Raw genomic sequence first — 21,782 nt, forward strand, 5'->3', positions numbered from 1 at the left:
TACTTCTGTAAAAGGACTTACTTCATGGAACACTCGGTTTTCGGGCGACAAGGACAGCTCACGGATAGGCTCATCAGCCCGGCCGTCTATAACCTGGTCATTGGCCTGACCCTGCTCTGGGGCTTGCTGTGCAACTGGTGGATGGTGGGCAATATCAGCACCGAGTGGCTACGCGGCATCAATCCCTGGGTATTCTTCGGCGGCTACTTCGCCTCGTGCATGCTCGGCGTCTCGCTGTTTGCCCGCTCCAACAACGCCCTGGTGAGCTTCATCGGCTACAACCTGGTGGTGGTGCCGTTCGGTCTGGTGGTCAATCTGGTGGTCAACCGCTATGACCCGAAGCTGGTGCAGGAGGCGATCCGGATCACCGCGCTGGTCACGGTGGGCATGATGATCCTGGGTACGCTGTTTCCGGCCTTCTTCAGGCGCATCGCTTCAGCGCTGACAGTGGCCCTGCTGCTGGTGATCGTCGTGGAACTGGTGGAAATATTCGCTTTCCGCGTCCATCACGGCATTCTCGACTGGATCGTAGTGGTGATCTTCTGCGGCTACATCGGCTACGACTGGGGGCGCGCCAACCGGATTCCGAAGACCCTGGACAACGCCATCGACAGCGCGGCGGCCCTGTACATGGACATCATCAACCTGTTCCTGCGCATCCTGCGGATACTGGGTCGTAAATGATTGGCTGATCCCGTGGTCTGTTTGCTGACGCGGGAAACCATCCGTGCCCGATAATCGCCGTGCCCGACAGACCAAGGAGACTCGTCCGTGCCCAGCCATCAACTCGAATACGAAATCCTCGGCGCATCAGCGCAATCGGTGGAAATCATCCTCGATCCCGGCGAGGCGGTGATCGCCGAGGCCGGGGCGATGAACTACATGACCGACGGCATACGCTTCGAAACGCGCATGGGCGACGGTTCGTCCAGCGGCCTGCTGGGCAAGCTGTGGAGCGCCGGCAAGCGCATGCTCACCGGCGAATCGCTGTTCATGACCCACTTCAGCAACACCGGCGAGCGCCAGGCACGGGTCGCCTTCGCCGCGCCTTATCCGGGCACCGTGGTGCCCATCGACCTGGCCACGATCGGCGGGCGGTTGATCTGCCAGAAGGATGCCTTTCTCTGTGCTGCGCACGGCACCAGCGTCGGCATCAGCTTCGCCAAGCGACTGGGCGCAGGTTTCTTCGGCGGTGAGGGGTTCATCCTGCAGAAGCTCGAGGGCGATGGCCTGGCCTTCGTGCATGCCGGCGGCACGGTGATTCGCAAGGAGCTGAACAACGAAACCCTGCGTCTGGACACCGGTTGTCTGGTGGCTTTCAGCAGCGGCATCGATTACGACATCGCCCTGGCCGGCGGGCTGAAAAGCATGTTGTTCGGTGGCGAAGGCATCCTGCTGACCACCCTCAAGGGCACCGGCACGGTGTGGATTCAGAGCCTGCCGTTCTCGCGTCTGGCCGAACGCGTCTATACCGCGACCGTACAGGCCCGTGAAGAGGTGCGTGCCGGTGGCAAGTAATCTGAGGAAGCTGGCCTTGCTGCTGGCCATGGCGTGGCTGGCCGGTTGCAGCGGCCTGTTGTTCTACCCCGAGCCGGGGCTGCCGATCACGCCCGAGCGCGCGGGCCTGGAATATCGGGATATAGAACTGCGCGCCGCTGATGGCACCCGGCTGCACGCCTGGTGGCTGCCGGCCAAGCCGGGTGTCGCGTTCAAGGGCACGGTGCTGCACCTGCATGGCAATGGCGGCAATCTGGCCTGGCACCTGGGCGGCGTGCACTGGCTGCCGGAACAGGGCTATCAGGTACTGATGCTGGATTACCGCGGCTACGGTCTGTCCGAAGGCAAGCCGCGTCTGCCCGAGGTCTATCAGGATATCGATGCAGCCTTCGCCTGGCTTGAGCAGGCGCCGCAGGTACAGGGCGCGCCGTTGTTTCTGCTGGGGCAGAGCCTCGGTGGTGCCCTTGGCGTGCATTACCTGGCGCAGCACCCCGAGCGCCTGTCGGCCTTGCAGGCCATTGCCCTGGACGGTGTGCCGGCCAGCTATCGCGATGTCGGCCGCTACGCCCTGAACAAGAGCTGGCTGACCTGGCCGCTGCAGGTGCCGCTGTCCTGGCTGGTGCCGGATAGTGACAGCGCGATTCACAGCATCGATCGGCTCGCCGGCATGCCCTTGCTGATCTATCACAGTGTTGACGATACGATCGTGCCGCTTTCCAATGGCCAGCGTTTGTATCAAGCTGCGCGCCCGCCACGTGCCTTTCAGGCTACTCGCGGCCCGCACGTGCAAACCTTTGCCGAGCCCGCCTGGCGTCAATCGCTGCTGGCGTTCTTCGCCGCGCCGCAGGCCTACGTAGAACAGGCGGGGACGGCCACCGAATCCGCAACAGAGAGTCCGCAATGACCGAACGCAATCCCATCCCCCTGATCCTCACGGGTGTCGCCAGCATCATTGGTACCATCGGCGTGCTCTGGTACTACGGCTATGTGCATTTCGCCAAACCGGAAGACGCGTTGCTGCTGTCCGACTTCACCATGCTCAAGACCATTCCGGGCGAGGACTACAAGGTTTCGCTGAAGCCCGCCAACCAGGTGGCGCAGTGCATCGACGGCGTGCTGGTCCTGTTCGACCTGCAGCAGAAGGGGCTGACCGGGGTACTGGTGGACAACAAGAAGCAGGCGGTGCGCTGCATGGGGCAGGAAACGCCGGCACTGGAACAGTAAGCAAAAGAAACCCGCCAAGCAGGCGGGTTTCTTCATTGTGGCGCTGCGTTCAGGCGCCGCTAGCCGAGCGCGGTGCGACTGGCTGGTTGTCGTTGGAGATGGTCACCTCCACTCGACGGTTCTGCGCACGGCCGGAATCGCTGGAGTTGTCCGCAACCGGATACTCCTTGCCGTAACCCTGGGCGACGATGCGTGTCGGCTCCACGCCGGCACGAATCAGCGCGCGACGTACCGATTCGGCGCGGCGCTCGGACAGGCTCTGGTTGTAGCTGGCCGAACCGACGCTGTCGGTGTAGCCCTCGACGATCACCTGGCGCTCCGGGTTTTCCTGGAGGAAGCGTGCCAGCTGGGTGACGTTAGGCAGTGCGCTGCTCTTGAGTTCGGCCTTGTTGAAGTCGAACAGCACGTCACCGAAGGTCACCAGAGTGCCGCGTTCGGTCTGCTTGGCGTTGAGGCTGTCCTGGAGTTTGCGAATCTGCGCGTCGCGGGCATCCAGCATCGCCTGAGTGCGTTGCGCTGAGGCGTTCTTCAGTTCGGCTTCAGCGCTACGCAGGGCGATGGTCTGCTTGGCCACCTCGACGCGCTGATTGGTCAGGTAGGCCAGCTGGTCGACCTTCTTCTCGTCTTCCTTGTCCAGGTAGGCCTTGTCGGCCTTGTTCAGCCAGTCCTGGGCTTCCTTGGTTTCCAGCGCCGCCAGTTTGGTCGCCTGCGGGTCGCTCTGCAGGGACGAAAAGTTGCTGCGCGCCGACTCCAGGTTGGCGTTGGGCTGGTGCGAGCAGGCGGCTAGGCCGACGCTCAGTGCCAGAAGGGCGGGGATCATCATGTGTTTACGCATGGCGTTCATCCTTTGATCTGTCAGCGAATGGGTGGGTGACATGCCGCTCACTGAGCGTTGCGCATGCCTTCCTCACGCAGGTCCTGAACACCCTGGCGGGCGTCCTGCAGCGCTTGTTCGGCCTTGGCGGCCTGGGCCTTGCGCTCGGCGACCCGGGCATCCCACTCGGCCTGCTCGGCCAGGCGGCGGGCTTTCTCGTAATCCTTGTCGTGCATGGCCAGCTCGGCTTCCTTGAACTTGTCCTGCGCCGCTTTCATTTCCACGGCGGCGAATTCGGTGCCTCCGGCGCTGATCGCCGCGTTCACGGCAGATTGCGTCACGGCGTATTGCTCGGTTGGCGGATTACCGGCGCAACCAGCGAGCACCAGGCTGCTACCCAGTACCAGGGCAGCCAGTTTGATCCCCTGCAGGCGGCTGTGAGGGGCTTTATCGGTACGGGTCTTCATGGCGGCTAACTCCATTTGAAACACTCCTATGAATGACGAAATCCGTGACAACTGGCCCGCCGTGTTGTCCGTCAAGAAAGAGGGTGGCATCACGGGAGGCCTGAAGTAGGGACTTGAACATTTCCTGAATAGTTCAGAAAAAAAGACAGCCTGCTCATGATCTGGCGGGCGACCCGGAACTCATCTGATCGGGCTTGGCGCGCTTCATAAGGAGAGCGGGGCTCCTGTGCGGGCCTTTGTTTCTAAGGGTGTTGAGGTGGTTTCAGGCTGGAGGAAGCCGCCGCCAGAAGGCTGAAAGCCTGCTGGCGCTGTCAGGACGAAGACGCTTTCAGGTAGGCGCTTCTCTGCCCTGATTGGATAATTTGAACGATATATCGAACGACTGCTGTCGATGTCGTCAGGGGCTTGTGCCCTGGGCCGATTCGAGCTCTCGCAGATACTTGCGTGACAGCGCCAGAAAGCGCGGTGTCGGGCCGATGTCTTCGTACAGCGGATCGCCCTGTTCGTCCAGGGCTACGACCTTGCTGCCGCGTACGTAGGGCAGACTGGCCTCCAGCTCTTCCAGTGCCGCGCCAATCAGTTCGCCCAGCAGTTCCTCGCTGTGATGCTTGGGATACATCTCGGTGAGCGCCGCCAGGCGGGCGGCCGCTTCGACATCCAGATGGATGTGATAGCGGGTCGGGGTCAGGTGCCCCCTGGCGTTTTGTTCCCAGTGTTTTGCCAGTTCGCGAATTCTCATGTCATCGCTCCTCACAAGGGCGCAGCGACGAATCGTCTGCGTCTATCGGCAAGCCTAGACCCGGCGCATGAGCTCGCATGGGCGCGCGTCGCACCCTTGTAAGAAGTTGGCGCGCTGGGCACTCTGTTGACAATGGTCAGGAGAAGGAGTGCGAAATGGCGGAAATAGATGCGCGCCTGCGTGAAGAGGTGCACCTGCTAGGCCAACTGCTCGGGCACACCATCAGCAACCAGTTGGGCGATGAGTTTCTCGACAAGATCGAACGCATACGCAAGGCGGCCAAGGCCGGTCGCCGTGGCTCCGACGCCGGCGCTGAGCAGCTCACCAGTACCCTGGGCGTCCTCGGTGACGACGAGCTGTTACCTGTGGCACGAGCCTTCAATCAGTTCCTCAACCTGGCCAATATCGCCGAGCAGCAACACCGGGTGCGTCGTCGCCGTGCGGATGAACCCGAGCCTTTCGAGTTGCGCGTGCTGGACGAACTGCTCGAGCGTCTGCTCGGCGCAGGGCAGGACGGCGATGAACTGGCGCGTCAGCTCGGGCGTGTGGATATCGAACTGGTGCTGACCGCCCACCCCACCGAGGTGGCGCGGCGTACCCTGATCCAGAAATACGACGCCATCGCCGCGCAACTGACGGCGCTGGATCATGGTGACCTGTCGCCGGCTGAACGTGAGCGCATCGTCGAGCGCCTGCAACGGCTGATCGCCGAGGCCTGGCATACCGAGGAAATCCGCCGTAGCAGGCCCAGCCCGGTGGACGAGGCCAAATGGGGCTTCGCCGTCATCGAGCACTCGCTGTGGCAGGCGGTGCCTCAGTTCCTGCGCCGTGTCGACAAGAGCCTGCAGTCCGCCACCGGTCTGCGTCTGCCACTGGAGGCGGCGCCGATCCGGTTCGCTTCTTGGATGGGCGGCGACCGCGACGGCAACCCCAATGTCACGGCACGGGTTACGCGCGAGGTATTGCTGCTGGCGCGCTGGATGGCGGCCGACCTGTATCTGCGCGATATCGATCATCTGGCTGCCGAGCTATCCATGCAGCAGGCCAGCGCTGATCTGCGCGCGCAGGTGGGCGACACTGCCGAGCCTTACCGCGCAGTGCTCAAGCAATTGCGCGAACGCCTGCGCGAGACGCGCAGTTGGGCGCAACAGGCCCTGATCGCCGATATCGCTCCCGGCGCGGCCGTGCTGCAGGACAACCGTGATCTGCTGGCACCGTTGCAGTTGTGCTACCAGTCGCTGCACCAGTGTGGCATGGGCGTGATTGCCGACGGTCCGCTGCTCGACTGCTTGCGCCGGGCGGCGACCTTTGGTCTGTTCCTGGTGCGTCTCGACATCCGTCAGGATTCCGCCCGCCACGCTGCGGCGCTGTCGGAGATCACCGATTACCTCGGCCTCGGTCGTTACGAAGAATGGGATGAAGAGGCGCGACTGGATTTCCTTCAGCGCGAGCTGGAGAGTCGCCGGCCGTTGTTGCCGGTCGACTATCGCCCCTCGGCCGATACCGCCGAGGTCCTGGCCACCTGTCGCGAAGTGGCCGCGGCTCCTGCCGCCTCGCTGGGTTCCTATGTGATCTCCATGGCTGGTGCCGCCTCCGACGTGCTGGCGGTGCAACTACTGCTCAAGGAAGCCGGAGTGCGCCGGCCGATGCGCGTGGCGCCGCTGTTCGAAACCCTGGCCGATCTTGATCAGGCGGGGCCGGTCATGGACCGTCTGCTGGGGTTGCCCGGCTATCGTGCACGCCTGCATGGCCCGCAAGAGGTGATGATCGGCTATTCCGATTCGGCCAAGGACGCCGGGACCACCGCCGCTGCCTGGGCGCAGTACCGCGCCCAGGAGGAGTTGGTGCGCCTGTGTAGCGAGCATCAGGTCGAGTTGCTGCTGTTCCACGGCCGCGGTGGCACCGTGGGCCGTGGCGGCGGCCCGGCGCATGCGGCCATTCTGTCGCAACCGCCTGGCTCGGTCGCGGGGCGTTTCCGTACCACCGAGCAGGGCGAGATGATCCGCTTCAAGTTCGGCCTGCCGGATATCGCCGAGCAGAATCTCAATCTCTACCTTGCCGCCGTGCTGGAGGCCACGCTGCTGCCGCCTCCTGCCCCGCAGCCAAGCTGGCGGGCGATGATGGATCGTCTCGCCGATGTGGGGGTGAAGGCGTATCGCGGCGTGGTGCGCGAGCATCCGCAGTTCGTCGAGTACTTCCGCCAGGCCACGCCGGAGCAGGAACTCGGACGTCTGCCGCTGGGCAGTCGCCCGGCCAAGCGGCGCGAGGGCGGAGTGGAGAGCCTGCGTGCGATTCCCTGGATCTTCGCCTGGACGCAGACACGCCTGATGTTGCCGGCCTGGCTGGGCTGGGAGCAGGCGCTTGGCCAGGCCCTGGCTGGTGGCGATGCCGAGCTGCTGAAGGACATGCGCGAGCACTGGCCGTTCTTCCGTACGCGCATCGACATGCTCGAGATGGTGCTGACCAAGGCCGATGCCGGAATCGCCGCGCTGTACGACGAGCGTCTGGTCGAGCCGGCACTGCAACCGCTGGGTGCGCAATTACGCGACCTATTGTCGCAGGTCTGTGCGGCGGTACTGGAAATGACCGGGCAGTCATGCCTGCTCGAGCACAGCCCGGAAACCCTGGAATCGATCAGCGTACGCAACACATATCTGGATCCGCTGCACCTGCTGCAGGCCGAGTTGCTGGCGCGTTGTCGACAACGTGAACAGGCGCCGGAGAGCCCTCTGGAACAGGCGCTGCTGGTCAGCGTGGCGGGTATCGCAGCGGGCCTGCGCAACACCGGTTGAGAGGTGGAAGGCGCCGGTCAGTGCACGCCTGCGCAGCGATGGATGCGCGCGCCGGGGCACCGGAGGTGGGTTTTTTATCCGACTTTTGGCGGCTTGTGCGGCTGGGATGCGCTGTGTATCTTGAGCAGCCTTCTGGCCGCTGACAGATCACCTCTGAAAACCACCTGCGTTGCTATCGCTGCGTTGAAGCCAGGCTCAAATGCTCATTTACACCCCGTAAACTCTGCTTTTTCGCCTGCCTTTGCCTTGCGCTGACCACCTCGCCTGGGTTTTTGGGGCTGCTCCGAGCTGCCGCTAACATTCAAGAGATTGGCCCCACGAGGCGAGTCCGACCGATTACTACATAACTCTTGAGGAGCACATCGATGCGCGTGATTCTGCTGGGGGCGCCCGGTGCCGGCAAAGGTACCCAGGCTCGCTACATCACCGAGAAATTCGGCATTCCGCAAATCTCCACCGGCGACATGCTGCGCGCAGCGGTCAAGGCTGGCACCGAGCTCGGTCTGAAAGCCAAGAGCGTGATGGATGCCGGCGGTCTGGTCTCCGACGACCTGATCATCAATCTGGTCAAGGAGCGTATCGCTCAGGACGATTGCGCCAAAGGCTTCCTGTTCGACGGTTTCCCGCGCACCATTCCGCAGGCTGAAGCGCTGCGCGATGCCGGTGTAACCCTGGATCACGTGGTCGAAATCGCGGTGGACGACGAGGAAATCGTCAAGCGTCTGTCCGGTCGTCGTGTACACCCGGCGTCCGGCCGCGTCTATCACACCGAGTACAACCCGCCGAAGGTTGCCGGCAAGGACGACGTCACCGGCGAGGAGCTGGTGCAGCGCGAAGACGACAAGGAAGAAACCGTGCGTCATCGCCTGTCTGTCTACCACTCGCAGACCAAGCCGCTGGTGGACTTCTACCAGAAGCTTTCCGCTGCGACCGGCACGCCGAAATACAGCCATATCCCGGGCGTCGGCAGCGTCGAAGACATCACCGCGAAGACCCTGGCGGCTCTGGACTGAGTCCACTCTGCCAGTCGTCAATGCACCAGGGCCCCGAAAGGGGCCTTGGTCGTTTATGGAACATGGATACGTTCTGGTCGCTCTCAAGCATGTCCCGGTTCGCCGGGCGGCTAGTATCGTGATGCAAGCCTCCGGCCTGTATCGGGGCGCGTCGACAACCTGTAAGGAAGAGGGCATTAAATGACCGAGAAACGCATCTGGCTGGGCCTTGCGATATCGCTGTTGAGCACTCCGCTGGTATTCGCCGAGACCGCCGTACAGGACAAGGCCGACTGTTCCGTGGCCGAATTCACCATGGGGTTGCGCTTTCAGCAACAGTCTGCGGAAGTGCAGGCGCTGCAGCTGCAGGCCTACAACATCGCCACGGAGAAACTCGACAAGGCCGTGGCGGCGGCGAAGGATCCATCCAGGCTGGCCATCGTCACCGACCTCGACGAGACCGTGATCGACAACAGCGCGCTGCTGGCCCGCGATCTGGCCAACTGTCACCAGTACGACGCCTGGGATACCTGGCTGCCCTGGGAGCGCGACGGTACGCCGGAGCTGATTCCCGGCGCGAAGAAATTCCTCGAGCATGCCGACAAGCTCGGGGTGACCATCCGCTACGTCTCCGATCGCGCCGAGGAGCAGAAGAAGTTCACCCTGGCCACCCTGAGCAAGCTGGGCTTGCCGCAGGTGTCGGAGGAGAGCGTACTGCTGCTCGGCCCGCCCAAGGTCGAGCGTCGTGCCATCGTCAGTGCCGATCATCAGATCATCATGCTGCTCGGCGATACCCTGCATGACTTCGATACGCGTTTTCGCAAGACCCCACTCGATGCACAACGCCAGACCGTCGCCGAGGAGTCCGACAAGTGGGGCGTGGAGTGGATCGTGTTCCCCAACGCCGGTTACGGTACCTGGTCCAAGGCCCCGCTCAAAGGCTGGGATGCCGAGCCGGTAGTCGAGCCCTGGTAAGAGCCTGTTCAGAGTCTGCTGTGCGTCGGCCCTGCCGCGTTAAAAACAGGCTTGGAAAGCCGCTTGCGGCTAACGCGCTTTAGCGCGGCCCGAAGGGCGAACGAAGTGAGGAATGCCCATGTACAAAAGTACAGTCGCCTGCGACCCCGGCCGTTCCTCGCCTGTTTGATTCGCTGGCGCTCACCCCTTAGGGCCAGCCTTCGGCTGTTACTCCCGTTGGTCGTTGCGCCTTGCATTGCTCTAGCTCGCGAGACTTTGAGCAGGCTCTAAGGGCGCCCGTCGGTCGCTCGGCGCTAGCCCGGCGCCGTCATGGTGCTGGAAAAAATGTCGTCGAGCCGGTCTAATGCCGGCTCTTTTCTTTAGCTGTCCGAATGCAATGACCACTCTCCTGGCCCTGGATACCGCCACCGAAGCCTGCTCCGTCGCGCTACTGCATGACGGTCGCGTGCTCAGCCATTACGAAGTCGCCCCGCGCCTGCACGCTCAGCGCCTGTTGCCGATGATCCAGCAACTGCTGGGCGACGCCGGTATCGCGGCTTCGGCGCTGGATGCCATTGCCTTCGGCCGTGGTCCCGGGGCATTCACCGGCGTGCGCATTGCCATCGGCGTGGTGCAGGGTCTGGCCTTTGCGCTGGATCGCCCGGTACTGCCGGTCTCCAACCTGGCCGTGCTGGCTCAGCGTTCGCTGCGTGAGCATGGCATGCATCAGGTCGCCGCAGCGATCGATGCGCGCATGGATGAAGTCTACTGGGGCTGCTATCAGGCCGAGGCCGGGGAAATGCGTCTGCTCGGCCAGGAAGCGGTGCTGCCGCCCGAGCAGGCCGAAGCACCGCGTGGTCACAGCGGTGAATGGTTCGGCGCGGGTACGGGCTGGGGCACCTTTGCCGCACGTATCGCTCTCAAACCCTCCGGGATGGATGGCAGCATGCTGCCGCATGCCGAGGACCTGTTGAGCCTGGCCCGTTTTGCCTGGACGCGCGGCGAGGCCCTGCCGGCTGACCAGGCGCAGCCGGTATACCTGCGTGACCAGGTGGCCACGCCGAAAGCGCCGCCGGCATGACGGCTGGTCGGCTGTTCGGCATCTAGACGCTCTTGGCATTTGCCAAGAGCGATGCCCGCCGCTACATTGCCAGCACTGTCCATTGTTCAGCCGAGCCCACCGAGCAGTTCTAGATGCGGATCGACGGTTACCTACCTTCCTACTCGCCAGATCGCGGCCCCCGTTCGGGAACTGCGGTTACGCCCTATCGCGAGGCGCAACGGGAAATCGAGGTCCGGCGTGAACAGCCTGCTGCCCCGGCCAGCAGCCAGGGCCTCGAACAGACCCCGCAGATTCGTCGCGTGCAGGCCGGCAGCAGTAATCCCGACAGCCAGCCGACCCGCTCGCAGAATCTTGGTTATCAACAACCCACGCTGAGCAATCGCGCCGCCCAGGCGCTGGCCAGTTACAGCACCACCGCCGCGTACGCCAACGACTACGACGCACAGCAAGTGCTCGGCCTCGATCTCTACGCGTAACTTCGTTTCATGGCGTGGCTCACGCCCTTCAGCCTGGTTGCCTGCATAGATCGATGAGCGTCGCGCTTCCCTATTTTCTTGGTTGTCCGTCCTGGAACGAACCAGCCTGGCGCGCCACGCTCTTTCCGCAGGACACGCGCCCCACAGATTTTCTCCGCCGCTATACCGAGGTGTTCAACGCGGTAGAGGGCAATACCACGTTCTACGCCAGGCCCAGCGAACAGACGGTGGCGCGCTGGGCGCTGGCGATGCCGGCGCACTTTCGTTTCTGCGCCAAGTTGCCGCGTGATATCAGCCACAGCGAAGACCTCTGCCAGCAGCTCGATGAGGTCGTGCAGTTTCGTCAGTTGCTGGCGCCTCTGGGTAACCGGGTTTCGCCTTACTGGCTGCAGTTGCCGGCCGCCTTCGGTCCTTCGCGCCTGGCCGAGCTGGCAACCTTCATCGAACAGTGGGGCGACTGGCCGCTGGCCATCGAGGTCCGGCACCCGGAGTTCTTCGCCAGGGGCGATGCCGAGCGCGTGCTCAATCGCCTGCTGCACGAGCGCGGTATCGAGCGCATCTGCCTGGACTCGCGCGCGCTGTTCAGTTGCGATTCGCAGGAGCCGGCCGTGCTGCACGCGCAGGCCAAGAAACCGCGTCTGCCGACACGGCCCACCGCGTTCAGCCGACATCCACAGCTGCGTTTCATCGGCCACCCAGAGCTACCGGCCAACGACCTCTTCATGCAGCCCTGGCTGGACAAGGTTGCCGGCTGGATCGAGCAGGGGCTCGCTCCCTGCGTTTTTGCGCATACCTCCGACAACCGCCTGGCACCCGAGCTGGCGCGGCGATTTCATCAGCAACTGATGCAGCGTCTGCCGGGCCTGGCCGAATTGCCGACGTTGCACACTGAGCCTGAACTGGAGCAGCTCGGCCTGCTCTGAAGGAAGATGGATATGCTGATACGGATAATTGGCCGTTTGCTGCTTCTCACCGTGCTGCTGGGCGTAGCACTGCTGGTGGCGCTATGGCGTGGCTGGCTGGAGGTGGCGCCGCGCTTCAACCCCTGGGCGCCGCTGGACGTGCGGGAAACACCGAACCTGCTGACATCATTCAAACTCTGGCGCCTGAGTGAGAACCGGGAGCTGTGCGGTCTGGCCCTGGCGACGTCTGACCTGCGTTTCACCCGGTTGCCTGACAGCACGCCGCACCCTGGCTGCCCGATTGAGAATGCCGTGCGTATCCACAGTGCCAATGTCGGCCTGAGCAGCAGTTTCATGGCCACCTGCCCGCTGGCAGTGAGCTTCGCCCTGTTCGAGCGTCATGGGTTGCAGCCCGCTGCGCAGGCGGTGTTCGGCCAGCCGGTCAGCCGTGTCGAACACGTTGGCAGTTTCGCCTGTCGCAGCATTGCCGGCAGTCAGCGACCCAGCCAGCATTCCTATGCCAATGCGCTGGACATGGTCGGCTTTCGCCTGCGCGACGGCCGGCGCATCAGCGTGCTGCACGACTGGCCGGGGGAGGGGGACAAGGCGCGCTTCCTGCGCCTGGTGCGGGAAGCGGCCTGCGACAGCTTCAACGTTACCCTGGGGCCGCAATACAACGCTGCCCATCGTGATCATTTTCACGTGGACATGGGCCTGTGGCGGATGTGCCGCTAACGCTTGGCCAGTAGCAGGTCGGCCGCCTGGCCGCTACGTCCATCGGCGAATTCGAACTGCCCCAGCTGAGCGATCTGGTCGTAGGCGCCGAGAGCGATGCTGACATCTCGGGCGCGCAGGTCGATGGCGCTGACGCCGGCCTCGCTCAGCGACTGCAACTGCTGACGGCCCTGCGCGTCGAAACGCAGCAGGCGCAGCTTGTCGAACACCGCATCGTCAGCATCGATACGACCATCGCCGTTGTCGTCGAAGCGCGCCAGTTCGGCGAAACCGTTGACGGCACCGTGCTGATCGCCGAACAGCTCGCGGCCATCGTCGATACGTCCGTTGCCATTGCGATCCAGAGCCAGAAGCGCGTCGTCGCCGGTGGGCACGCTGATCGAATCCAGGCGCCCGTCGGCATCCAGATCGAAGCGTATCGGTCGGCTCAGGCCGCTGGTGGAGAAGCCGTTGCCGCGCAGATCCAGCACCAGCGGGTCGACCTGTTGCGGGGCCTGTCCGCTGCTGACGTTGAGTTCCAGCTCGCGCTGCTCGATCACTGCCTGGCTGACAGCCGCTGCGCTGCCGGATATGGCAGGTGGCTGGGGTTCGGCGGTTTCCCGCAGCTCACGGGCAATCTCGCCGGGCTTCTGCTCGTCTTCGATACCCAGGGTGCGGCGCAGAATCTGATAATTGATCGATTCATGTGCTGCATTGCCGAGCTCCTCTTCCCTTGGGCGAGGGTTGGCAGAGCTGTTGCCTGGGCGTGGAACGGAGAGTACGTCGAACATGTTCACACTCGATGCGGCTGTCGGCGGCCGGGTCTGGCAGAATGCCGCTTCTTCGATATCGGCCGGGCGGCCGATGCTTTGAGTGAATTTTGGGCAGAACCAACCAATGACCGATGAGCGGCATAATGCCAGCATCCGGATCCAGGCCTTGCATCATCAGTACGCCGAGGCGGCGGCTCAATGGGCATCGCGTCTGGGGCTGGCACTTGAGGGGGAAACCGACTTCGCCTTGCAATTGGGTGATGACGGACTGCAACTGGTCGAACTGGGCGACAAGGCGCCCGGCCCGGTACGGGTGGACTTCGTCGAAGGGGCAGCGGCGCACCGGCGTCAGTTTGGCGGTGGCAGCGGGCAGATGATCGCCAAGGCAGTGGGAGTGCAGGCGGGGATTCGTCCGCGCATCCTTGATGCGACGGCCGGGCTGGGGCGCGATGCCTTCGTGCTCGCCAGTCTGGGCTGCGACATGACCCTGATCGAGCGTCAGCCGCTGGTTGCAGCGTTGCTGGAAGATGGTCTGCAACGCGCCCTGCGCGATCTCGAAGTGGCGCCCATCGTCGCACGCATGCGCCTGCTGAACGGTAATGCCATCGAGCTGATGCGTGCCTGGCAGGGCGAGGCGCCGCAGGTGATCTACCTCGACCCGATGTTTCCGTATCGTGACAAGAGCGCGCTGGTGAAGAAGGAGATGCGCCTGTTCCGCCCCTTCGTCGGCGACGATCTGGACGCGCCGGCGCTGCTCGAAGCGGCGCTGGCGCTGGCCACTCACCGTGTGGTGGTCAAGCGCCCGCGCAAGGCGCCGTCAATCGGGGGGAGCAAGCCGGGCTACGTACTGGAAGGAAAATCCAGCCGTTACGACATCTACCCGAAGAAGAAGCTGGAGCCTGTCGGGTAGCGGCTAGGCGTTCAGGTCCGATAGGCGCGCAGGAACAGTTGCACCGAATCCTGCACGTGATGTTCCGCGGCTTCATCGTCCAGCGGTTCGCCGCAGCCGATCAGCAGGCGGAAATGCGCGCCGCCCTTGAGCAGGCTGAAGAAGTGATCGGCGGCCAGGTGCGGATTGTCCAGGCTCAGCAGGCCGCGCTTGGCGGCCTTTTGCAGCAACTCTTCCATTTCTTCCAGCACGCGCTTCGGGCCGGCCTCGTAGAACATCTGCGACAGCTTCGAGCCCTGGCTGGCCAGGCTCACCATCATCCGATGCATTTCCACAGATTCGCGGCTGTTGATCAGCCTCAGGAAGCCCCGTGCAATGCCCAGCAGCTGGATTTCCAGCGGTACGTCATCCGGTAGTTCGAACAGCAGTTCCGGCAACTGTTCTTCGCACTTGGCCTTGATCGCCGCGGAGAACAGGGTCTCCTTGTCGGTGAAGTGGCTGTACACGGTGAGTTTGGAAACCCCGGCCTCGGCGGCGATTGCATCCATGCTGCTGCCGTCGTAGCCGTTACGCAGGAACAGGCACTTGGCCGCTTCGAGAATGGCGCGGCGTTTGGCGGGGTCCTTGGGGCGACCGGGACCGGATGGTTGTAACAACTTGTCAGGCATTGGCGAATTTTAATACTGGACTGGTGAGTTTGCTATTTTTACTATACCCGCCAGTACAAATATTCCAAAGGGCAATCCCGGATGCATCCATGCGTGCTTTCCGGAACCAGCCCCGAACCTTCCAAAGGTGTTGCACATGTCCCGCCACGTTCTCCCCCTGATCGCTTCTCTGGGTCTGGTCTTTGTATTGTCTGCCTGTGGCAATGGTGAGCAGATGGAGCAGCCGCTTCGCCCGGCCATGGTGGTGCAGCCGCAACCGGCCGCCGCTCTGGTCGACAGCTATCCGGGCGAGGTCCGCGCGCGCTATGAACCGGAGCTGGCCTTTCGCATAGGCGGCAAGGTGAGCAAGCGCATGGTGGACGTCGGTGATCGGGTGAAGAAGGATCAGGCGCTTGCCGAGCTGGACCCGCAGGACGTGCGCCTGCAGCTGGAAGCCACCCGCGCGCAGATGGCGGCGGCCGAGGCCAACCTGCAGACCGTGCGCGCCGAACGTGAGCGCTACAAGGCGCTGCTTGGGCGCAATCTGGTCAGCCGCTCGCAGTTCGACAACATCGAGAACCAGTATCGCGCCGGCGAGGCCCGCCTGAAGCAGGTCAAGGCCGAGTACGACGTGGCGCGCAACCAGACCGACTACGCCGTGCTGCGCGCGTCTCAGGATGGCGTGATCGCCCGTCGTACGGTCGAGGTGGGACAGGTGGTCGCCGCCGGGCAAACCGTCTTCACCCTGGCCGCCGATGGTGAGCGAGAGGTGTCGATCAGCCTGCCGGAACAGGGCTTCGGTCGTTTCGAGATAGGCCAGCAGGTGGAGGTGGAACTCTGGTCGCAGCCCGACCAGCGCTTCCCCGGCCGTATCCGCGAGATGGCGCCAGCGGCCGATCCGCAATCGCGTACTTTCGCCGCCCGTGTCGCCTTCACCGAGGGCAAGGTACCCGCCGAGCTGGGGCAGAGCGCGCGCGTATTCATCGCCAGCAGTGGCGAGGTGCCGCTGGCCGTGCCCCTGTCGGCACTCAGCGCGGAACAGGATCAGCCCTTTGTCTGGGTGGTAGATCCCGAGACACACGCCGTGCAGCGCCGTCTGGTGCGTGTTGGCGCCTATGGTGACGACCGCGTGCCGGTGCTGGAGGGGCTTTCCGCGGGCGAGTGGGTGGTGGCTGCAGGTGTGCAGATGCTGCGCGAGGGTCAGAAGGTACGCCCGGTCGACCGTGACAATCGCAATGTCGAACTGGCAGCCGAGGAGTAAGCCCGCATGAGCTTCAACCTGTCTGCCTGGGCGCTGCGCCATCGTCAGATCGTCCTCTACATCATGCTCCTGTTCGCCGTGGTCGGTGCGCTGTCCTATACCAAGCTGGGACAGAGTGAAGACCCGCCCTTCACCTTCAAGGCCATGGTGATTCGCACCAACTGGCCGGGGGCAAGTGCCGAAGAGGTGTCGCGCCAGGTCACCGAACGCATCGAGAAGAAGCTGATGGAGACCGGCGAGTATGACCGCATCACCAGCTTTTCCCGTCCGGGTGAGTCGCAGGTCACCTTCATGGCGCGTGACTCCATGCGCAGTTCGCAGATACCCGAGCTTTGGTATCAGGTGCGCAAGAAGATCAGCGACATTCGCCACACATTGCCGCCCGGTATCCAGGGGCCGTTCTTCAACGATGAATTCGGCACCACTTTCGGCAACATCTATGCGCTGACCGGCGATGGCTTCGACTACGCCGTGCTCAAGGACTACGCCGACCGGCTGCAACTGCAGCTGCAGCGGGTCAAGGACGTTGGCAAGGTCGAACTGGTGGGGCTGCAGGACGAGAAGATCTGGATCGAGCTGTCCAACACCAAGCTGGCGACCCTCGGCCTGCCGTTGTCGGCGGTACAGCAGGCGCTGGAGGCGCAGAACGCGGTGGCGGCTGCCGGGTTCTTCGAAACGTCCAGCGAGCGTATTCAGCTGCGCGTGACCGGGCGCTTCGAGTCGGTACAGGAAATTCGCGACTTTCCCATTCGCGTCGGTGACCGCACCTTCCGCATCGCCGATGTGGCCGAGGTCAAGCGTGGCTTCAACGATCCTCCCGCGCCGCGCATGCGTTTCATGGGCGAGGACGCCATCGGTATTGCGGTGTCGATGAAGGCCGGCGGCGATATCCTGGTCCTCGGCAAGGCACTGGAGGGCGAGTTCGCCCGATTGCAACAGACGCTGCCGCTGGGGATGGAGCTGCGCAAGGTATCGGATCAGCCGGCGGCGGTGAAAACCGGCGTGGGCGAGTTCGTCAAGGTGCTGGTGGAGGCGCTGGTGATCGTGCTTGCGGTCAGCTTCTTCTCCCTCGGCGTGCGCACCGGCCTGGTGGTGGCGCTGGTGATTCCGCTGGTGCTGGCGATGACCTTCGCCGCCATGTATTACCTGGGCATCGGGCTGCACAAGATCTCGCTCGGCGCGCTGGTGCTCGGCCTCGGTCTGCTGGTGGACGACGCGATCATCGCGGTGGAGATGATGGCGATCAAGATGGAACAGGGCTATGACCGCCTCAAGGCGGCCAGTTTCGCCTGGACCAGCACCGCGTTCCCCATGCTCACCGGTACCCTGATCACCGCCGCGGGCTTTTTGCCCATCGCCACGGCGCAGTCCGGTACGGGCGAGTACACCCGCTCGATCTTCCAGGTGGTGGCCATCTCGCTGATCGCTTCGTGGATCGCCGCGGTGATGTTCGTACCTTATCTGGGCGACAAGCTGCTGCCGGACCTGGCCAAGCTGCATGCGGCCAAACACGGCGGCAGCGACGCCGGTCACGACCCTTATTCGACGCCGTTCTATCGCCGTGTTCGCGCCGCGGTGGAATGGTGCGTGCGCCGTCGCGGTCTCGTCATCCTGCTGACCATCGGCCTGTTCGTCGCTTCGGTGCTGCTGTTCCGCTTCGTGCCGCAACAGTTCTTCCCTGCCTCCGGGCGCCTGGAGCTGATGGTCGACATCAAGCTGGAGGAGGGCGCTTCGCTGAGTGCAACCGAGGCCGAGGTGCATCGCCTGGAAGCACTGCTCAAGGAGCAGACCGGCATCGACAACTATGTTGCCTATGTCGGTACCGGTTCGCCACGTTTCTACCTGCCGCTGGATCAACAGTTGCCGGCGGCGAGCTTCGCCCAGTTCGTGGTTCTGGCTTCAAGCATCGAGGAGCGCGAGCGCTTGCGCACCTGGCTGATCCAGGTGATGAACGACGAATTCCCGGCGCTGCGCAGCCGCGTCAGCCGTCTGGAAAACGGCCCACCCGTAGGCTATCCGATTCAGTTCCGCGTCAGCGGGGAGCATATCGACGAGGTGCGTGCCCTGGCTCGTCAGGTGGCGGACAAGGTGCGCGAGAACCCGCATGTGGTGAACGTACATCTGGACTGGGAAGAACCGAGCAAGGTGGTGATTCTCAACATCGATCAGGACCGTGCGCGGGCGCTGGGGGTCAATACCGCCGAGCTGTCGCGTTTCCTGCAGGGCTCGCTGTCCGGAACCAGCGTCAGCCAGTATCGGGAAGGTAACGAACTGATCGAGATTCTCCAGCGCGGTACGCCGGAGGAGCGCAAGGCGCTGAGCCTGCTGCCGAGTCTGGCGGTACCGACCGACAGTGGTCGCAGCGTGGCGCTTTCGCAGGTGGCGACGCTGGAGTACGGCTTCGAGGAAGGCATCATCTGGCACCGCAATCGCCTGCCCAACGTCACCGTGCGTGCCGATGTGTATGGCAAGGAACAACCCGCCACTCTCACCAAGCAGATTCTGCCGACCCTGGAGCCGATCCGTGCCGAGCTGCCGGATGGTTATCTGCTGGAGGTGGGCGGTACGGTCGAGGACTCCGCGCGCGGGCAGAAATCGGTGAATGCCGGCGTTCCGCTGTTCATCGTGGTGGTGCTGACCCTGCTGATGCTGCAGCTCAAGAGCTTCTCGCGCTCGGCCATGGTGTTTCTCACCGCGCCGCTGGGGCTGATCGGAGTCACTCTGTTCCTGCTGATCTTCCGCCAGCCGTTCGGTTTCGTGGCCATGCTCGGCACCATCGCGCTGGCCGGGATGATCATGCGCAACTCGGTGATTCTGGTGGACCAGATCGAGCAGGACATCAGCCATGGTCAGGATCGCTGGCACGCCATCATCGATGCGACCGTGCGGCGCTTCCGCCCCATCGTGCTGACGGCGCTGGCGGCCGTGCTGGCGATGATCCCGCTGTCGCGCAGCGTGTTCTTCGGACCGATGGCGGTGGCCATCATGGGCGGCCTGGTGGTCGCCACGGCGTTGACCCTGCTGTTCCTGCCGGCTCTGTACGCGGCCTGGTTCAGGGTCAAGGAAAGCGAAGCGCGTTGACGGGGGATCTTCCGTTCTGACTCAGAGTCCGCCAGGGCCTGGGTCAGGATCGCGGACAATAAAAAAAACGGGAGCCTGGGCTCCCGTTTTTTTGGGTTCGGACTTATTCGTCCATCTGCGATTGCAGGTAGTTCTGCAGGCCGACGGCTTCGATCAGGCCGAGCTGGGTTTCCAGCCAGTCGATGTGATCTTCCTCGGAGCAGAGGATCTCTTCGAGCAGTTCGCGACTGGCGTAATCACCGATGCTCTCGCAATAGGCGATGGCGGCTTTGAGATCGCCATGAGCCTTGTGCTCGATCCTCAGGTCGCACTCAAGCATTTCCTTGGTGTTTTCACCGATCAGGATCTTGCCCAGGTCTTGCAGATTGGGGATGCCCTCGAGGAAGAGAATGCGCTTGATCAGCTTGTCAGCGTGCTTCATCTCGTCAATGGACTCGTGATACTCGTGCTCGCCGAGTTTTTTCAGGCCCCAGTCTTCATACATGCGCGCATGCAGGAAGTACTGGTTGATGGCGACCAGCTCGTTACCAAGAATCTTGTTCAGGTGTTGAATGACCTTCTTGTCGCCTTTCATGATCGCTCCTGCTTCTTCAATGACCGTAACGACCTTGAATTCTCGGTCTCGTTCCCTGTTATGTCAAACCTAAGTGTTTGAAAGATAAGTAAAAATAAAACCGAATAAGAATGTTTTCATTCCGCATCATGGCGCCAAGTTATTGAATTGGCGCAATAAAAAAGTTGTCGGTAGTTTGGTGATGAGGCGATCGGACGAATACTGGCATTTATTTATTTTTCCACACCCATGAAAAAGCCCCGCAGAGCGGGGCATGGATGCATGCAGAATCAGGCAGCGTGCGACGAGTGCGGATTGCGGCTGTTCAGGTAGTCCTGCACCCGGGCCTGCTCCGACGCTGTCATGAACAGGCCAAGCTTGTTGCGCCGCCAGAGAATGTCAGTGCTGCTGCGCGCCCATTCCTCGCGGCACAGATAATCCACCTCGAGGGTGTAGAGCCCGGCACCGAGATGTTCGCCGAGATCGGCCAGGTTGTGCGAGCCGTCGAGCAGGCGCCAGGTGCGACAGCCGTAAGTGGTAGCCCAGCGTCTGGCCAGGTTGGTGGGCAGCCAGTCGTGGCGTTTGCAGAGTGCTTCGACCAATGCGTTCTGGCTTTGCAGGTCTTCTCCGCCGGGTAGCGGCGCGCTGGCCGTCCAGCTCGGCCCGAGCTTGCTGAAGTAGGGCGCCAGTTGGTGCATGGCCGACTCGGCCAGCTTGCGGTAGGTGGTCAACTTGCCGCCGAATACCGACAGCAGAGGCGCTTCGCCCGGTGCGCCGGAGAGCGACAGGGTGTAGTCACGGGTAATGGCCGACGGCTCATCGGATTCGTCGTCGCACAGCGGCCGTACGCCTGCGAAGCTGTGCAGCACATCGTCGCGGCTGAGTTGCTGTTTGAAATGGTCATTGACCACCTTGAGCAGATAGTCGGTTTCCTCGGCGGTGATCGTGACCTGAGCCGGGTCGCCCTGGTATTCGCGGTCGGTGGTGCCGATCAGGGTGAAATGTTCCAGATAAGGAATGGCGAAGACGATGCGACGGTCTTCGTTCTGCAGGATATAAGCCTGCTCGCCGTCGTACAGGCGCGGTACGACGATGTGGCTACCCTGGATCAGACGGATGCCGTAGGGCGATTCCTGCCTGAGGTCTTCACGGATGAAACGCGCGACCCATGGGCCGGCGGCATTGACCAGCGCGCGGGCGCGAATGGACAGCAGGCTGCCGTCGCTGCGTTCCAGATGGATATGCCACAACCCCTTGCTGCGCCGAGCGCTGACGCAACGAGTACGCGGATGAATGTGCGCGCCCTTTTCCCGGGCAGCCATGGCGTTGAGCACCACCAGGCGGGCATCGTCCACCCAGCAGTCGGAGTATTCGAAACCGCGGCTGATTTCCGCTTTCAGCGGGCTGTCAGTACCAAAGCGCAGGCCGCGCGAGGCAGGCAGGCGTTCACGTTTACCCAGATGATCGTAGAGGAACAGGCCGGCGCGGATCATCCAGGCCGGACGCAGGTGCGGGCGGTGCGGCAGGACGAAGCGCATCGGCTTGACGATATGCGGCGCCTTGGCCAGCAGCACTTCGCGCTCGGCCAGGGCCTCACGCACCAGGCGGAACTCATGGTGTTCCAGATAGCGCAGGCCCCCGTGGATCAGTTTGCTGCTGGCCGAGGAGGTGTGGCTGGCGAGGTCATCCTTTTCGCAAAGGAACACCGACAGCCCCCGCCCGGCGGCATCGGCCGCAATGCCCACACCATTGATGCCGCCGCCAACAACAGCAAGATCGTAGACTTCCGCAACGGGGCTGGTAGATGGATCGTGGGTCATTTGGCACGCTCGGCTATTGGATTCGAATGTGTCGATGTTCACTTTCGAAAATATGCTAGACGATGATGCGCGACTACGCTAGCCCCGTGCGCGATTGCGCGCCGAGTGGCAGGCGTCTGGGGAT

The 21,782-nt window shown here is 63.1% G+C and carries 22 protein-coding genes; 14 read left to right on the forward strand and 8 right to left on the reverse strand.

What is annotated here, in order from left to right; genetic code table 11:
• The first annotated feature begins 24 nt into the window (after positions 1-24).
• The 4 genes from OEG79_RS05470 to OEG79_RS05485 all read left to right on the forward strand — a co-directional run bounded on the left by OEG79_RS05470 (position 25) and on the right by OEG79_RS05485 (position 2,721).
• The gene (locus OEG79_RS05470; protein WP_264147787.1) at positions 25-684 is read left to right on the forward strand and encodes a Bax inhibitor-1 family protein; all 660 of its coding nucleotides are present in this window, start codon (positions 25-27) and stop codon (positions 682-684) included.
• Between the two features lie 87 nt (positions 685-771).
• Positions 772-1,518, forward strand: coding sequence for a TIGR00266 family protein (locus tag OEG79_RS05475; RefSeq protein WP_264147788.1), 747 nt, complete (start codon positions 772-774; stop codon positions 1,516-1,518).
• A 28-nt stretch (positions 1,519-1,546) separates the two neighbouring features.
• The gene (locus tag OEG79_RS05480; protein WP_264148678.1) at positions 1,547-2,401 is read left to right on the forward strand and encodes an alpha/beta hydrolase; all 855 of its coding nucleotides are present in this window, start codon (positions 1,547-1,549) and stop codon (positions 2,399-2,401) included.
• Positions 2,398-2,721 (forward strand): hypothetical protein, encoded by a 324-nt coding sequence (locus tag OEG79_RS05485; RefSeq protein WP_264147789.1) that lies wholly within the window; start codon positions 2,398-2,400, stop codon positions 2,719-2,721. Before OEG79_RS05480 ends, OEG79_RS05485 begins: the two co-directional genes overlap by 4 nt.
• Positions 2,722-2,770: 49 nt before the next feature.
• On the opposite strand, the gene OEG79_RS05490 is transcribed toward OEG79_RS05485, so the two are convergent.
• From OEG79_RS05490 to OEG79_RS05500, 3 genes are all read right to left on the reverse strand, one after another.
• Positions 2,771-3,556, reverse strand: coding sequence for an OmpA family protein (locus OEG79_RS05490; RefSeq protein WP_264147790.1), 786 nt, complete (start codon positions 3,554-3,556; stop codon positions 2,771-2,773).
• A gap of 47 nt (positions 3,557-3,603) precedes the next feature.
• Complete coding sequence (locus OEG79_RS05495) at positions 3,604-4,017, reverse strand: DUF4398 domain-containing protein (protein ID WP_264147791.1); 414 nt, start codon at positions 4,015-4,017, stop codon at positions 3,604-3,606.
• A 382-nt stretch (positions 4,018-4,399) separates the two neighbouring features.
• A complete protein-coding gene (locus OEG79_RS05500) occupies positions 4,400-4,741 on the reverse strand; it encodes a pilin assembly protein (protein WP_264147792.1) in 342 nt (113 codons plus the stop codon).
• Between the two features lie 155 nt (positions 4,742-4,896).
• Here OEG79_RS05500 and ppc point away from each other — a divergent pair, with 155 nt between their 5' ends.
• The 3 genes from ppc (at position 4,897) to OEG79_RS05515 (ending at position 9,500) form a co-directional block, all read left to right on the forward strand.
• Complete coding sequence (gene ppc, locus OEG79_RS05505; RefSeq protein WP_264147793.1) at positions 4,897-7,533, forward strand: phosphoenolpyruvate carboxylase; 2,637 nt, start codon at positions 4,897-4,899, stop codon at positions 7,531-7,533.
• A gap of 365 nt (positions 7,534-7,898) precedes the next feature.
• Complete coding sequence (gene adk / locus OEG79_RS05510) at positions 7,899-8,546, forward strand: adenylate kinase (protein ID WP_264147794.1); 648 nt, start codon at positions 7,899-7,901, stop codon at positions 8,544-8,546.
• A gap of 180 nt (positions 8,547-8,726) precedes the next feature.
• Entirely contained in the window at positions 8,727-9,500 is a 774-nt protein-coding gene (locus OEG79_RS05515) for a 5'-nucleotidase, lipoprotein e(P4) family (protein WP_264147795.1), read from the forward strand.
• Positions 9,501-9,569: 69 nt separating this feature from the next.
• On the opposite strand, the gene OEG79_RS21240 is transcribed toward OEG79_RS05515, so the two are convergent.
• Positions 9,570-9,626, reverse strand: a complete 57-nt coding sequence (locus tag OEG79_RS21240; RefSeq protein ID WP_413247537.1) for a hypothetical protein — start codon at positions 9,624-9,626, stop codon at positions 9,570-9,572.
• A 250-nt stretch (positions 9,627-9,876) separates the two neighbouring features.
• On the opposite strand from OEG79_RS21240, the gene tsaB reads away from it, so the two are divergent.
• From tsaB to OEG79_RS05535, 4 genes are all read left to right on the forward strand, one after another.
• Entirely contained in the window at positions 9,877-10,560 is a 684-nt protein-coding gene (tsaB, locus tag OEG79_RS05520) for a tRNA (adenosine(37)-N6)-threonylcarbamoyltransferase complex dimerization subunit type 1 TsaB (protein ID WP_264147796.1), read from the forward strand.
• Between the two features lie 113 nt (positions 10,561-10,673).
• Positions 10,674-11,018, forward strand: coding sequence for a hypothetical protein (locus OEG79_RS05525; protein WP_264147797.1), 345 nt, complete (start codon positions 10,674-10,676; stop codon positions 11,016-11,018).
• 53 nt (positions 11,019-11,071) lie between these two features.
• Positions 11,072-11,941 carry a DUF72 domain-containing protein gene (locus tag OEG79_RS05530; RefSeq protein WP_264147798.1) on the forward strand — a complete coding sequence of 290 codons (870 nt, stop codon included), beginning with the start codon at positions 11,072-11,074 and terminating at the stop codon, positions 11,939-11,941.
• Positions 11,942-11,953: 12 nt separating this feature from the next.
• Complete coding sequence (locus OEG79_RS05535) at positions 11,954-12,655, forward strand: extensin family protein (RefSeq protein WP_264147799.1); 702 nt, start codon at positions 11,954-11,956, stop codon at positions 12,653-12,655.
• On the opposite strand, the gene OEG79_RS05540 is transcribed toward OEG79_RS05535, so the two are convergent.
• On the reverse strand, positions 12,652-13,425 hold the full coding sequence (locus OEG79_RS05540; protein WP_264147800.1) for a hypothetical protein: 774 nt from the start codon (positions 13,423-13,425) through the stop codon (positions 12,652-12,654). The genes OEG79_RS05535 and OEG79_RS05540 overlap by 4 nt on opposite strands.
• A 106-nt stretch (positions 13,426-13,531) precedes the next feature.
• Here OEG79_RS05540 and OEG79_RS05545 point away from each other — a divergent pair, with 106 nt between their 5' ends.
• Positions 13,532-14,317 carry a class I SAM-dependent methyltransferase gene (locus tag OEG79_RS05545; RefSeq protein ID WP_264147801.1) on the forward strand — a complete coding sequence of 262 codons (786 nt, stop codon included), beginning with the start codon at positions 13,532-13,534 and terminating at the stop codon, positions 14,315-14,317.
• A gap of 11 nt (positions 14,318-14,328) precedes the next feature.
• Here OEG79_RS05545 and OEG79_RS05550 read toward each other — a convergent pair whose 3' ends face one another.
• Entirely contained in the window at positions 14,329-14,964 is a 636-nt protein-coding gene (locus OEG79_RS05550; RefSeq protein ID WP_264147802.1) for a TetR/AcrR family transcriptional regulator, read from the reverse strand.
• Positions 14,965-15,100: 136 nt separating this feature from the next.
• On the opposite strand from OEG79_RS05550, the gene OEG79_RS05555 reads away from it, so the two are divergent.
• Positions 15,101-16,204, forward strand: coding sequence for an efflux RND transporter periplasmic adaptor subunit (locus OEG79_RS05555; RefSeq protein WP_264147803.1), 1,104 nt, complete (start codon positions 15,101-15,103; stop codon positions 16,202-16,204).
• Positions 16,205-16,210: 6 nt separating this feature from the next.
• A complete protein-coding gene (locus OEG79_RS05560) occupies positions 16,211-19,285 on the forward strand; it encodes an efflux RND transporter permease subunit (RefSeq protein ID WP_264147804.1) in 3,075 nt (1,024 codons plus the stop codon).
• Positions 19,286-19,388: 103 nt separating this feature from the next.
• Here OEG79_RS05560 and bfr read toward each other — a convergent pair whose 3' ends face one another.
• The gene (bfr, locus tag OEG79_RS05565; RefSeq protein WP_264147805.1) at positions 19,389-19,859 is read right to left on the reverse strand and encodes a bacterioferritin; all 471 of its coding nucleotides are present in this window, start codon (positions 19,857-19,859) and stop codon (positions 19,389-19,391) included.
• Between the two features lie 269 nt (positions 19,860-20,128).
• On the reverse strand, positions 20,129-21,658 hold the full coding sequence (glpD, locus tag OEG79_RS05570) for a glycerol-3-phosphate dehydrogenase (RefSeq protein WP_264147806.1): 1,530 nt from the start codon (positions 21,656-21,658) through the stop codon (positions 20,129-20,131).
• Positions 21,659-21,782 lie beyond the last annotated feature (124 nt).

It is taken from the genome of Pseudomonas sp. Z8(2022) (assembly GCF_025837155.1).
Classification (GTDB): domain Bacteria; phylum Pseudomonadota; class Gammaproteobacteria; order Pseudomonadales; family Pseudomonadaceae; genus Aquipseudomonas.

Coding starts and splice junctions, on each gene's coding strand:
- OEG79_RS05470 (WP_264147787.1), top strand. CDS start 25: ATGGAACACTCGGTTTTCGGGCGACAAGGACAGCTCACGGATAGGCTC.
- OEG79_RS05480 (WP_264148678.1), top strand. CDS start 1,547: ATGGCGTGGCTGGCCGGTTGCAGCGGCCTGTTGTTCTACCCCGAGCCG.
- OEG79_RS05485 (WP_264147789.1), top strand. CDS start 2,398: ATGACCGAACGCAATCCCATCCCCCTGATCCTCACGGGTGTCGCCAGC.
- OEG79_RS05490 (WP_264147790.1), bottom strand. CDS start 3,556: ATGCGTAAACACATGATGATCCCCGCCCTTCTGGCACTGAGCGTCGGC.
- OEG79_RS05495 (WP_264147791.1), bottom strand. CDS start 4,017: ATGGAGTTAGCCGCCATGAAGACCCGTACCGATAAAGCCCCTCACAGC.
- OEG79_RS05500 (WP_264147792.1), bottom strand. CDS start 4,741: ATGAGAATTCGCGAACTGGCAAAACACTGGGAACAAAACGCCAGGGGG.
- ppc (WP_264147793.1), top strand. CDS start 4,897: ATGGCGGAAATAGATGCGCGCCTGCGTGAAGAGGTGCACCTGCTAGGC.
- adk (WP_264147794.1), top strand. CDS start 7,899: ATGCGCGTGATTCTGCTGGGGGCGCCCGGTGCCGGCAAAGGTACCCAG.
- OEG79_RS05515 (WP_264147795.1), top strand. CDS start 8,727: ATGACCGAGAAACGCATCTGGCTGGGCCTTGCGATATCGCTGTTGAGC.
- tsaB (WP_264147796.1), top strand. CDS start 9,877: ATGACCACTCTCCTGGCCCTGGATACCGCCACCGAAGCCTGCTCCGTC.
- OEG79_RS05525 (WP_264147797.1), top strand. CDS start 10,674: ATGCGGATCGACGGTTACCTACCTTCCTACTCGCCAGATCGCGGCCCC.
- OEG79_RS05530 (WP_264147798.1), top strand. CDS start 11,072: ATGAGCGTCGCGCTTCCCTATTTTCTTGGTTGTCCGTCCTGGAACGAA.
- OEG79_RS05535 (WP_264147799.1), top strand. CDS start 11,954: ATGCTGATACGGATAATTGGCCGTTTGCTGCTTCTCACCGTGCTGCTG.
- OEG79_RS05540 (WP_264147800.1), bottom strand. CDS start 13,425: ATGTTCGACGTACTCTCCGTTCCACGCCCAGGCAACAGCTCTGCCAAC.
- OEG79_RS05545 (WP_264147801.1), top strand. CDS start 13,532: ATGACCGATGAGCGGCATAATGCCAGCATCCGGATCCAGGCCTTGCAT.
- OEG79_RS05550 (WP_264147802.1), bottom strand. CDS start 14,964: ATGCCTGACAAGTTGTTACAACCATCCGGTCCCGGTCGCCCCAAGGAC.
- OEG79_RS05555 (WP_264147803.1), top strand. CDS start 15,101: ATGTCCCGCCACGTTCTCCCCCTGATCGCTTCTCTGGGTCTGGTCTTT.
- OEG79_RS05560 (WP_264147804.1), top strand. CDS start 16,211: ATGAGCTTCAACCTGTCTGCCTGGGCGCTGCGCCATCGTCAGATCGTC.
- bfr (WP_264147805.1), bottom strand. CDS start 19,859: ATGAAAGGCGACAAGAAGGTCATTCAACACCTGAACAAGATTCTTGGT.
- glpD (WP_264147806.1), bottom strand. CDS start 21,658: ATGACCCACGATCCATCTACCAGCCCCGTTGCGGAAGTCTACGATCTT.